This is a genomic window from Neobacillus canaveralius, from assembly GCF_047237705.1.
GTDB classification, from domain to species: Bacteria; Bacillota; Bacilli; order Bacillales; family Cytobacillaceae; genus Neobacillus; species Neobacillus niacini_K.
In genome coordinates this window covers 756,114-767,719 of sequence record NZ_JBDFLL010000001.1, presented here as the reverse complement: position 1 = coordinate 767,719, position 11,606 = coordinate 756,114, and the positions used below count along the sequence as shown (strand labels likewise).

Sequence of the window (11,606 nt, the reverse complement as noted above, 5' to 3'; positions counted from 1 at the left end):
TTTTTTCTCCCCTATGCTTTTAAATCAAACAAACGAGCATATTCTCTTGAATCTTGGGCTTCCGCTTCTGAACTATAAAGACCCGAATCCTTTGATTGCGGCAGCATTTGCTCGATCATGAACTGTGTATAGGTTAAAGACTGCTGAATCAATTGCTGATTATGTTTGTTTACCTTATCAATTTCTTCGAATAAACGCTGAAGTAATTTCAGTTTTGACTCCCACTCTGCTTTTGTGACTCCGTCTGGCTGTTGTTCTATTAACTTTGAAAGGGGAAGATAGGATTTGTCGTGCTCTAATACTTCCATTCTCATCTCATCTACTTCTTTAATTTTTTTGATGAGCTTCGATTCATCCGCCATGATACCAAGTAACGGATTAATTTCTGCAGAAATTAAGATTTCCTGCTTTTTCTTTGCCGTTTCTAATAATGTGATATGCAGGTCAGTTAACATCTGCAAGACTTCTGTAAGGTTATTCATCGATTTTGGCACCTGACTTCCAAGCTGAGAGTAATTTATCCGCTAACTTTTCACTGTCCACTTTGTAGGTACCATTGGCAATTTGACTTTTCAATTGCTCAATTTTTGCATCTTTTTCTTTTTGTATCTGAAGTTTAGCTTCACTTGATAATTCTACTTTTTCAGCTTGTTGTTTGGTTGTTACTTCTTCCCTTTTTGGCTGGTTATTCTTTTGGTATGCCTGATATGCCGCATCAAGTCGATTAATTGGATTGATTTTCATAAAGTCCGCTCCTTTTAACTCTATCCATACTTTTTCTATCGGCAGTTTATCGTTTAATGTTTAGAGTATTTCTCATATTTTTTCAAAAAAAGAAACGGCAGCATTTAACCGCCGCCGCTTGTTTAGTATTTATTACGTTATGACCTCATGATCCCATTTGCAATTCCCATCATTTGATCCGCATAGCTAAGCGCACGGGCATTCGCTTGATAGCCTCTTTGCGCTTTGATCATATCAGTCATTTCCTGATTTAAATCCACGTTAGACGATTCTAAAAACCCTTGTCTGATTTGAAAGTTAGAATCTACAGCCCTAATGGTTCCGCCCGTTATTCGGTATACCCCTCCATCATCCTTTAACTGCTGTGGATTGGTGAAATCGACCAAACCAATTTGCTGGTTTGTCCCCATAATGGTTCCGTCAACGGCTACCACAAATTCATTGTCCGCGCTCCATTCAATTGGATTTCGATTTTGATCAAGCAGCACGTCTCCATGATCGTTTACCAGTTGAAATCGACCGCCGCCAACGGGAGATTGTTGAAAGGCCCCACCTCTCGTATACAAGATTTCCGTTGTTGTTCCTGTTGTTCGTTGTACTTGGAAATAGCCGTTCCCTTCAACCATGAAATCAAAGGGTTGGTTCGTTTGCTTAGGTGCACCTTGAGTCAAATCCAATGGTGTAGCTGCAATACGTGATCCAAAAGTAGTTCGAATGCCTTGAGGAGACAAACGTCCCACCTCCTTTTCTTGCTCTGCTTGGTTTTGAATCGAAACGGTTAGATTTTCACTAAAAGCGGTTTCTCTACGCTTAAAGCCTGTCGATTCCACATTGGAAATATTATTTGCGATGGTATCTAACTTCCCTTGGTAGGCGCGAACACCGGACGAGGCAATAAATAAAGATGTATTCATAGCTTTTATACCCTTCCAATCGTGTTTAATTGTTCTAGTGTTTTATCGTAGGCTTGAAGTACTTTTTGATTGGCCTCATACAACCGAATATTCGTCATCATTTCGGTAATCGTTTGGGATGTATCAACGTTTGATTGCTCGATCATTTTATGGTGCAGCTGCAAACCTGCAGGGAGAGTCTGTGCAAGCATAGCTGGTACTGCCCCCTCTAGCTCATAAAGACCATTATCTTTTTTCACTAATTGGTTGGGGTTTTCGACCACCATGATTCCAAGTGAGGCAACGGTTCGTGCACGCGCTGGGTCATCAGGGCTAACAATGATATCCCCGTTACTTTGGATGGACACATTTCCAAGTGTCAATTCTTGGTCCGATATGGGTCGGCCATTTTTTCCTAAAACCAAATCTCCGGACGAGGTCGTCAGCTGTCCATTTTGATTTACCGAAAACCTTCCGTTTCGTGTAAATTGGAAACTGCCATCAGCGGTTTGCACGGCAAAAAAGGCAGCTGGTTTTATGTTTTCCCCGTTTTCTACAATGGGAGGCAACGCTTGGTCGTTAATAGCGACATCAAAAGGCAAGTTACTGTTCACCAGACTTCCCTGCGAAAAAAGAGGTAAGGTTTCTTGATTATACACTCCCATGGACAAAGTACCGATTTTTGGTGCTTCTCCCGAAGTTTCTGTTTGACGAATGCGCTCCAATAACATTTCGGGAAAGGAACGAAGCGGACTTGAATCCTGTTTAAAACCTGGAGTCTCAACATTAGCCAAATTATTCGTAAGTGCATTTTGTCTTCTTTGCAACGCAATCATCCCAGATGCAGCGGTATCAATTCCTCGAAGCATAGTCGTGCTCCTCTCTACATGTATAAGTTTACTAATAGTCCTTTAATTTCACCGATAGTCTTCAAAAGGTCAACCGAAACAGTTTGTTTTTCCATCACCTGTTCCGAAAGTTTGATCAACTGCTGATCAATTTGTTTAATTATTTTTAGTCTTTTATCTCTTCCATTGGAGTGAAATGACCGATACTCTTCTATGGAGTAACCATTTTGTACCACTTCTTTTAAAAAATCTTGAATGCTTTGTTTATACGCTAGTAAATCTTTTACAGATTGAGAGGTACTTAACCGAGTACCGCTTTGATCCAAATCCTTGAGAAGGGTTTGCAATCGCTCCTGTGTTAAATCAAATTGTGTTTCCTGAAAAATTTGTTGAAAGGAAGAGGATTCTTTCCCTTTCTCCCGCACAGTTATAAAGCGATCCTGACTGATAGTTTGACTTTGTTGGATCTTCAAGCGGATACCCCTTTCATGATGGTTAACATCACTTTATTAAAAAAAGAAAACTGTCGAAATTTTCCGTTTCACGTAGAATGCAATTTATTAAAACTAAATTAAAGATAAACTAAAGGAGAAATTTATGTCTAGTATTTTTGGAATTTTATTGGCACTCCTCGCAATTGGTATAGGGATGATGTTAAAGGGAGCACCACTCGCATCCTTGAACAACCCCGCGGCATATCTGATTATTTTTGGCGGAACAGCCGCTGCCGTGCTTATTGCATTTCCGTTTCGAGAAATCAAAAAGTTTCCGAAGCTGTTAAAAATTTCTTTATTTGAACCGAAGCTTCCTTCGAAAGCAGAACAGGTTGCTAGATTAATAGAATGTGCGGAAATGGCCAAAAAAGAGGGTTTTCTAGCTTTAGAGGAAATTGCTGAAACAACAGACGATCCTTTTTTTAAAAAGGGGCTCGAAATGATCATCGACGGCTATGATGCGGAATTCATTGAGGAAGTGTTATTCGATGAAGTCGAGGCGATCGAGCAACGTCATAAAACAGGCGCACTTATTTTCACCCAAGCTGGTACGTATGCTCCGACTCTTGGTGTACTTGGGGCCGTAGTCGGTCTAATTGCCGCACTCGGCTCATTATCCGAAGTAGAAAAACTCGGTCATTCGATTTCAGCTGCTTTCATTGCTACCTTACTTGGGATTTTTTCCGGTTATGTACTTTGGCATCCATTAGCGAACAAATTAAAGAGACTTTCCAAACAAGAGCAAGAATTAAAGCTGATTATCATTGAAGGGCTGATTTCTATCTACCAGGGAGTTTTACCAAGTGCCTTGGAGAAAAAGCTGACGGTTCATATTCCTCCTTCTGAACGCCATAAAGCAGAAAAGCAACTTGAACAAGATGATGATTTTGAGGAGAAATCGGCATGAGAAAACGGAAAAGAGCCTTTAACTCTGACCACGATGAACATATAGATGAATCCTGGCTGATACCATATGCTGACCTTTTAACTCTGTTACTTGCATTATTTATTGTCTTATATGCATCCAGCACCGTTGACAAAGATAAATATCAATCGATCATGGAATCCTTTCAATCTGAATTAACGGGGACAAAAATTGACAATCAACAAGCAGGTCTATCGCCGAACCCTTCCTCTCCACAACTAGAGGTAGGACTGCCAGAGGAAGAAGTAAAAGGCGAAACCAATGACAAAGAACTGGATGTATTAAGGGAACAGCTCGAAAGCTATATAAATAACAATAGTCTGCAGGATATGGTCTCTCTCCAAGAAACGGAAAAGGGAATTGAAGTTTCGTTAAAAGACGTTGTGTTATTTGATTCTGGAAGAGCGGATTTAAAAGAGCGCTCGTATCAAACCTTAAACGGGCTTGTCGGTTTGATTAATACCGTTCCGAATCCGATCAGCATTGAAGGTCATACTGACAATGTTCCGGCACACAATACTGTCTATAATTCCAATTGGGAACTGTCTGCCGCTCGGGCCGCAAGTGTTCTCCACTACTTTGAGTCACAAAAGGTTCAAGCAAATCGCATGCAGTTTTCAGGATTTGGAGAATTTCAGCCTCTTTATCCAAATGATTCGGATGAAAATCGCCAGTCAAATCGGCGAGTAACTGTTGTGATTTTACGAGAAAGTTAAAAATTTCTGGGGAGCAGAGGATGCAACTGTGAAAAAGGTTGTTATATATGGGGTTAGTATACTAGTTTTATGTTTTTCTATATTGGCAGACGTGGGTACAGGCCGTAACGAAGAAGACGCGGCTGCTACTCCCTTTACAAAAGTGGTGTTGGCCGAGGAAATCCAATTGGATGTACCTTTACTCAATCAAATGGATGAACCCCGGTTATTCAACGGCTGTGAAGTAACCAGTTTAGCTATGTTACTGCAATATTGGGGAATCGACGTAACTAAAAATGAACTCGCCGCACAAATCCCAAGGGTTCCTCTTCTCTACGATGATGGGAAAAGTGGAAATCCCAATATGGGATTTGTTGGTGATATGGAAACTGGTCCTGGTTTAGGTGTCTACCATGGACCGATTTTTTATTTAGCGAATACCAATGTCAATGACCAGTTGGTGGTTCAAAATTTATCAAACTATCCTTTTTCCTCCATCCTGGAAAAAGTAAGTCAAGGTCTTCCTGTTTGGGTGATTACCACCACCAGCTTTTCACCCTTACCCGATTTCGAAACATGGTCTACACCACAAGGGACCGTTGGAATTACGTTTAAAATGCACAGTGTCGTCATTACCGGCTACGATCAAGAATACATCTATCTCAACGATCCATACGGTACAAAAAACAAAAAAGTGGATAGAAAAAATTTCATCTCCTCATGGGAGCAAATGGGCTCACAAGCAATCGTCATCGAACCCAAATAAAAGGTTGCTAAAGAATCTATTTAAGTTATTTATCATGTTTTTAGTTTTTTTCGACATTTTATTAAACTTTTAAATCAATGTTGTCGATACAATAGAATACTAAGGAAAATTCACCAAAAATAAAAAAACATTAATCGTACGAAAAGGCAAAATGACCGAAAGGTGATGACGCAAAACTATAGGGGCTAAAGTGAAAAACAACGCTAGCCAGTTACCGAATATGTAATCCTTCCTACGATTAAGTGAAAATGGAGGAAAAATTAATGTTAACTTTTATACTAGGCGTAGCCATAGGAGCACTTACCATGCTAATCACCATGAGTCTAATGGCAGTAGCAAAAAACGCCGATCAACAAATGAATCTTTTCATATCAAAAGAATAATAAAATTGCTAGAATGACTGTCCGCCTCAGGTGGACAGTGTCCACGGGCGGTGCCTGTCACCCATAAAAAAGACGATTCGGGGGGAACGAATCGTCTCTGTGCCTACAAGTTAGGCAGCTGCTTTATTTTTTTCAGTATGAGTATTTAGTGTTTTACGGATGAATGGAACCACCCAGCGGTCTAAACCATATCTTCCAGCATTGTAGCCCGCTGTTAAGATAATGAAGCCTAAGAAGATGTCTGTTGGGTTATGAGATACGGTTCCTGCTAAGAAGAAGCTGAAGTTCATTACTAGACCGAAAAACATTGCTGCTGTTGTTAAACATCCTAGAAGAAGTCCTAAGCCGATTAACGTTTCGCCCCAAGGAACGATGAAGTTGAATACATCGATGTTTTGTAAAGCAAAGCTTTCTAAGAAGTTAGCGTACCATCCGTATACCATGTTGCCATCTGGTCCTTTTACTGGATTTGCAATCGCACCTTTTAGAAAACCAGAAGCGTCAAACCCGCCTGTTAATTTATGAAAACCAGCAGTGAACCAAGAGTAGCCAAGGTATAAACGAATAATAGTTAAAATAGCTGCTGAGATTTTATTTTCTCTTAAAAAGTTGTTAAACATAAGTCATTCCGCCTTTCAAAATTTGTTTGCTCTTTATACTTACACTATATTGGATTTTGTTAGTTAGTAACATAGGTATAGTGTTAAGTTCACAGTTTGTTTGAAATGTTATGACGGAAGTTTGAACAACAGTTATGGTAATCAGGATAATGCAGATAAAACGTCTTCTAACGTAGGTAATGCAGAAATTGCACCCACCTTAGTACATACTAAAGCACCAACTCTATTACTAAAGTAAATAATTTTTTTAAGCTTCTCAAAGTCTTCTATCTCAGGGTTATCTTTTGCGAATTGGAATAAGGTTGCCCCAACAAATGCGTCACCGGCACCTGTCGAGTCAACGGATTTTATTTTTACACTTGGAACAATTTCACTTTTTTCCCTATTTGACAGATATGTTCCCTCACTACCTAATGTTACAGCAACTACTTTCGCTCCTAATTCATGAAGATGATTTGTTCCCTCTGCCAAGTTAGGGATTCCTGTAATTAGTTTTAGCTCCTCATCGCTCACTTTTACAAAATCAGCTAAGGAGCTTCCCTTCTTTGCCAAGTGGATAAATTCGGAAATTCTGTTTTTCCATAAATCTTTTCGGTAATTAGGATCAAATGAAATAAATTTCCCTTGTTCCTTTGCATGACGCATTACTTGAAAATAAGTGGATTGAAAGGGGTCGCTTAATAAAGCAGTGGCAGAACCAAAATGATGAATTGCAGCCTCATTTAGCTTATCGATATCAATTTCTTCCTCCACTAAGAAAGCATCAGCACCGCGATTAAATACAAAATCTCTTTCGCCATTTGCCTGTAGGGATACAAAGGCCAATGTGGTTGGATGAAAATCATCGAACACAAGCATTGCTGTATCTACTTGGACATCATCCAGCGTTTTCTTGAGAAAATGTCCAAATGGATCATTTCCGACTTTTCCGCTAAAAAGAGCTGTCCCCCCTAATTTCGCAATCGTCGCACAGACATTAGCCGGCGCTCCCCCAGCTTGTTTTTGAAAATTTTGTCCTTTTAATAAGTTAATGTCCACATCGGTACAGAAAAAATCGATTAATAATTCACCCATGCATATAATTGATGAACTCAAACCAAACACCCTCCTTTTAAAAAATAAAGCTCTAACCATTTAACCGATTAGAGCTTCCATATTTCGTTTACTTGCTCCAAATGGAATCAAGTTCCGTGACGTTTAATTCCAACACATTTGTAGTTCCTTCATTTGAAAATAAAACGAGTTTTTGCCCTGATTGGGATGGAAACAGTAAGCTGGTAATAGCAGCCTCACCATTGTTTGCAAATACCTCGACTGAGGATGTATCTAAAAACAACTGAAGTTTCAATCTTTGATTATCCAACTTTAATGGTGCTTCTTGTACCGCTTGGAAGGATGTCGAAAAGGTATGTTCTCCAGAAAGTGTTCGGTCAACAAATAACTTCTCTTCTGCTGCATTATAACCAATGACTGTTTTTTCCTCTTCAGAGTGTTGGATGATAAGTCCAAATTGGCCTGAACTTTCTTTTTCAAACTCAATGGTGATTTCCATTAAAGAATGAGGTAACGGGATTGAAATCGCGTTTCCTGATTCAACTGACAATTTTGGGTAGGATTTCGTTTCTTTTCTAATTCTACTAACCTCAGCAACTGGTTGTTGGAATAAGCGGATGCCAGCATCATTTGCAGCCAAGGATAATTCTCTTGGTAACGTCATGGCACTTCGCCATCCCTCTGTAGGGACTTGATTGGCATAGCGCCAGTTACTCATCCATCCAAGATAAATACGTCTTCCATCTTGGATATCAGACCAGCTCACACCTGCATAATTATCACGGCCGTGATCTAACCAAAGAATCGTCGAATCCTCATGGTCATTTACAAAAGTTGTTCCATCAAACTGGCCGATAAAATATTGCGTTCTGGAACCTTCTGCTGATTCACCGTTATCACCGATACTTACAATCATTACCCACTTTTCTTGACCGCCATCTACCGGTAGTTTGAATAAGTCAGGGCATTCCCAAACACCATCATGGGAACCGGCAGTATGTCCAAATTCGCTGGCAAACTCCCATTCTTTTAAGTTAAGGGAAGTATAAATCGTAATCGTTTGACCTGTAGCCAGGACCATCACCCATTTATTTGTCTCTTCATGCCAAAAAACTTTAGGGTCACGGTAATCGGTAATGTTCACATCTGAAAGGACAGGATTGCCTTCAAACTTCACCCACGTTCTTCCATTGTCCTGACTGTAAGCTAAGCTTTGTTGCTGAAGTGGCCGATCAGAATCAGGGTAAGTGCCGGCACTCGTATAAATTGCAACCAATCCTGGGTGATCTTTTTCAAAAAATCCTGTGGTATTGTTCCAATCGACGACCGCGCTCCCTGAAAAAATGGCTCCCAGATCATCCGGATATAAGGCAATCGGAAGGTGCTCCCAATGAATCATGTCTTTACTTACCGCATGTCCCCAGTGCATGGGTCCCCAGGTCGTACCAAATGGATGGTGTTGATAGAACAAATGATATTCATCATTAAAAAAGACCATTCCATTCGGATCATTCAGCCACTTTTCTTCCGGTGAAAAGTGAAATTGTGGACGATACTGTTCTTTATAGGTTTTTGTCATTTTTTTCGCTCCCTTTTTAAATAAGGCTGTACGTAGACAAAAGCACCTGTACAGCCTCGAGACGTTTACTGGGTATTATTCCTGATTTCGGTCGTAACCTTTTTGCTTAATATCCAGCCATTCTTGTAGCCCTAGGCGATCTAATTCTGCTAGATATTCCTTCCATTCTTTTTCAACACCGCCATTTGCAATCCATTCCGCACGTTTTCGCTTAATATAAGCAAACAAATCTGTTTCGATCACAGAAAGTCGATCTAGGTCCTCAATTGAGAAGAATACACGTGGGTAAATATTATCAGCTTCCATGTAAGGAACCATAACTTCTTTCATTAAGTTCAATCTCCATGCAGCATCGTCTGGTTTTGTCGTCACCGTACCGTAGTAGCTGTCTAAGATCGCTAATGGGCCGCCAACAGATGTTTTTTCTCTTAATTCAACGGGTGCTGTACCTTCTAAAGGAAGATGTTTTAACATCTTTGAAGCCTCATCCATCCCAAAAATATTTTGTTGCTTTTCGTCACCATACGTACCCCAGTTATTCTGTACGGATTGAGACGGATCATAAAGCTGGTCAATCCACTTCGCAGTTAATTCAAGGTTTTTATTTGCGGATGTAACCACTAAACGTGAGCGGTCAAAGCCCATTCCATTTGTTCTCGCAACATTTTGATGGCCTTCTGGACCTTTTAATGGCGCTAACAGGTCGTAATTATCGCCCATTCCAGTGATATTTCCTTTATCCCATGTGAAGTACAAACCATATTTTTTGTCTCGGCCTTTTGCAAGATATGTGTTCCAATCATGCTCAAATGCCTCGATATCGATTAATCCTTCATTGTATAAATCGTTGAACCAGCTAATGGCCTTTTTATAGCTTTCATCAGCTGCAGTAAGTTTTACTTCTCCATCATTCGTTACCACCGTGAAATCCCAGTTATCTCCTAAACCAAATGCACCGAATAATGAATGGGGATCCTGTCCGCCATCGTTAATAATGAATGACATTGGAATCTCGTCCGCTTCACCATTACCATTTGGATCCTGGGTTTTAAAAGCAAGTAAGACTTGCTTTAACTCTTCGGTGGTCTTTGGAACCTCTAATCCTAATTTGTTTAACCATTCCATATTAATCCATGGGAATGCATCAAGAGAATGAATACTTTCTTTTCCTTCACCCAACTCCTCAATCCATGGAAAAGCATAGATATGGCCATCAGGCGCCGTCATCATGGCTTTGTATTGTGGTGCTTTTTCAAGGACAGCTTGTAAGTTCGGCATATACTGAATTAGATCCTCAACCGGTACAATAACTCCATCCTTCGCATGCTTTAATAGTTCATAATCGCTGAAACCGGCATTAAAGATAGCGTCTGGAAGCTCACCACTAGCGATAGCTAAATTTCTTTTTTCATTGAAGATGTCAGTGGTGTAGTTTCTCCAATCAATTTTGACACCCGTTTGATCTTCTAAGCGTTGAAAAATTAACTTCTCATTTGGATCCTCAGGAGCTAATGGTGAACTGGATGTCATAATCTTTAGTGTTTTTTCCTCTTTCAATGGGAAGGTTACATCCTTTAACTCATAATCCTTAGAAGAGAAACTTTCGCTGCCACCGCTTTTGCTGGTACATCCCGTTAATAGTAACGAACCTGAAAGGAGTAGTGCTGAAGCGGTTGTAAGCATTCTTTTTTTCATCATAAACCCTCACTTTTTTGTATTATTTTAGTGAACCAACCATTACTCCCTTTTCAAAATACTTTTGGAAGAATGGGTACATAATCAATAACGGTAAACTTGCAATGACAATCGATGAATAGCGAATCATTTCTGAAATCCTCATTAACTCATTCCTTGCCTCTACATCCGCAACCATTCCAGGCTGTACTTCGTTTTGAATCAATATCGAACGCAAAACTAATTGCAGAGGATGTAATTCCCGATTATCGAGGTACATCATGGCATCGAAGTAGGCGTTCCATTGTCCAATGAATGCATATAAAGCTAGAACAAAGATAATCGGTTTCGATAAAGGTAAAATGATTTTAAAAAAGATTTTTAAATCGGAGGCGCCATCAATTCGTGCAGCCTCCTTCAGTTCATTTGGAACCGCTTTAAAATAAGTTCTGGCAAGAATAATGAACCAGACATTAACAGCACCAGGCAGGATAATCGCCCAAATCGTATTCAGCATCCCTAAATCACGAATAACAAAATATGTTGGAATCAAGCCTCCTCCAAAAAACATGGTAAATAAGAAGAAAACCATAAATACTTTTTTTCCAACTAAACCATCTACTGATAACGTGTATCCCGCAAAGAGACAAACGAGTACAGTCACAATCGTAAATCCAGTGGAATACAGGAGTGAGTTGATAAATCCTCTCACAATGGTGTCATCGGTAAAGAGTCGCGTATAACCTTCTAATGACCAATCAGAAGCATTTAACGATAGTCCTTTTCGAATGATTGCATTCGGTTCTAGGAAAGACGATAGAAAGACATATAATAGTGGTCCTACTATGGCAAGGACGATAATCGTTAGTAGAATATTATTGGTCAGAAGTAGAATTCGGTCGCCCTTTGGGTGTTTGATTTGGTTGTTCATA

14 protein-coding genes and 1 riboswitch are annotated in these 11,606 nt (G+C 39.9%); of the genes, 4 read left to right on the top strand and 10 right to left on the bottom strand.

The genetic code is table 11. The annotated features are described in order from the left end of the window. Positions 1 to 11: 11 nt before the first annotated feature. The 5 genes from ABC255_RS03745 to ABC255_RS03725 all read right to left on the bottom strand — a co-directional run bounded on the left by ABC255_RS03745 (position 12) and on the right by ABC255_RS03725 (position 2,958). Positions 12 to 482 carry a flagellar protein FlgN gene (locus ABC255_RS03745; protein WP_412991397.1) on the bottom strand — a complete coding sequence of 157 codons (471 nt, stop codon included), beginning with the start codon at positions 480 to 482 and terminating at the stop codon, positions 12 to 14. Beyond that, positions 475 to 744, bottom strand: a complete 270-nt coding sequence (gene flgM, locus ABC255_RS03740) for a flagellar biosynthesis anti-sigma factor FlgM (protein ID WP_412991395.1) — start codon at positions 742 to 744, stop codon at positions 475 to 477. Before flgM ends, ABC255_RS03745 begins: the two co-directional genes overlap by 8 nt. Positions 745 to 881: 137 nt before the next feature. Beyond that, positions 882 to 1,658 carry a flagellar hook-basal body protein gene (locus ABC255_RS03735; protein ID WP_412991394.1) on the bottom strand — a complete coding sequence of 259 codons (777 nt, stop codon included), beginning with the start codon at positions 1,656 to 1,658 and terminating at the stop codon, positions 882 to 884. 5 nt (positions 1,659 to 1,663) lie between these two features. After that, a complete protein-coding gene (locus ABC255_RS03730; protein ID WP_412991393.1) occupies positions 1,664 to 2,506 on the bottom strand; it encodes a flagellar hook-basal body protein in 843 nt (280 codons plus the stop codon). Positions 2,507 to 2,520: 14 nt separating this feature from the next. Continuing rightward, a complete protein-coding gene (locus ABC255_RS03725) occupies positions 2,521 to 2,958 on the bottom strand; it encodes a YaaR family protein (RefSeq protein ID WP_412991392.1) in 438 nt (145 codons plus the stop codon). 124 nt (positions 2,959 to 3,082) lie between these two features. On the opposite strand from ABC255_RS03725, the gene motA reads away from it, so the two are divergent. The 4 genes from motA (at position 3,083) to ABC255_RS03705 (ending at position 5,748) form a co-directional block, all read left to right on the top strand. Next, entirely contained in the window at positions 3,083 to 3,886 is an 804-nt protein-coding gene (motA, locus tag ABC255_RS03720; RefSeq protein WP_412991391.1) for a flagellar motor stator protein MotA, read from the top strand. Further along, entirely contained in the window at positions 3,883 to 4,620 is a 738-nt protein-coding gene (locus ABC255_RS03715) for a flagellar motor protein MotB (protein WP_412991390.1), read from the top strand. Before motA ends, ABC255_RS03715 begins: the two co-directional genes overlap by 4 nt. 28 nt (positions 4,621 to 4,648) lie before the next feature. Next, positions 4,649 to 5,365 (top strand): C39 family peptidase, encoded by a 717-nt coding sequence (locus tag ABC255_RS03710; RefSeq protein WP_412991389.1) that lies wholly within the window; start codon positions 4,649 to 4,651, stop codon positions 5,363 to 5,365. A 135-nt stretch (positions 5,366 to 5,500) separates the two neighbouring features. Then, positions 5,501 to 5,584: riboswitch (cyclic di-GMP riboswitch) on the top strand. Between the two features lie 44 nt (positions 5,585 to 5,628). Next, positions 5,629 to 5,748 (top strand): DUF3789 domain-containing protein, encoded by a 120-nt coding sequence (locus ABC255_RS03705; protein WP_412991388.1) that lies wholly within the window; start codon positions 5,629 to 5,631, stop codon positions 5,746 to 5,748. 110 nt (positions 5,749 to 5,858) lie between these two features. Here ABC255_RS03705 and ABC255_RS03700 read toward each other — a convergent pair whose 3' ends face one another. The 5 genes from ABC255_RS03700 to ABC255_RS03680 form a co-directional block, all read right to left on the bottom strand. Beyond that, positions 5,859 to 6,368 carry a DoxX family membrane protein gene (locus tag ABC255_RS03700; protein WP_412991387.1) on the bottom strand — a complete coding sequence of 170 codons (510 nt, stop codon included), beginning with the start codon at positions 6,366 to 6,368 and terminating at the stop codon, positions 5,859 to 5,861. A gap of 141 nt (positions 6,369 to 6,509) precedes the next feature. Further along, positions 6,510 to 7,442, bottom strand: a complete 933-nt coding sequence (locus tag ABC255_RS03695; RefSeq protein ID WP_412998474.1) for a carbohydrate kinase family protein — start codon at positions 7,440 to 7,442, stop codon at positions 6,510 to 6,512. A gap of 88 nt (positions 7,443 to 7,530) precedes the next feature. Continuing rightward, complete coding sequence (locus ABC255_RS03690; protein ID WP_412991386.1) at positions 7,531 to 9,000, bottom strand: glycoside hydrolase family 32 protein; 1,470 nt, start codon at positions 8,998 to 9,000, stop codon at positions 7,531 to 7,533. 75 nt (positions 9,001 to 9,075) lie between these two features. Continuing rightward, positions 9,076 to 10,695 carry an ABC transporter substrate-binding protein gene (locus tag ABC255_RS03685; RefSeq protein ID WP_412991385.1) on the bottom strand — a complete coding sequence of 540 codons (1,620 nt, stop codon included), beginning with the start codon at positions 10,693 to 10,695 and terminating at the stop codon, positions 9,076 to 9,078. 22 nt (positions 10,696 to 10,717) lie between these two features. Next, entirely contained in the window at positions 10,718 to 11,605 is an 888-nt protein-coding gene (locus tag ABC255_RS03680) for a carbohydrate ABC transporter permease (RefSeq protein ID WP_412991384.1), read from the bottom strand. Between the last annotated feature and the right edge of the window lies 1 nt (position 11,606).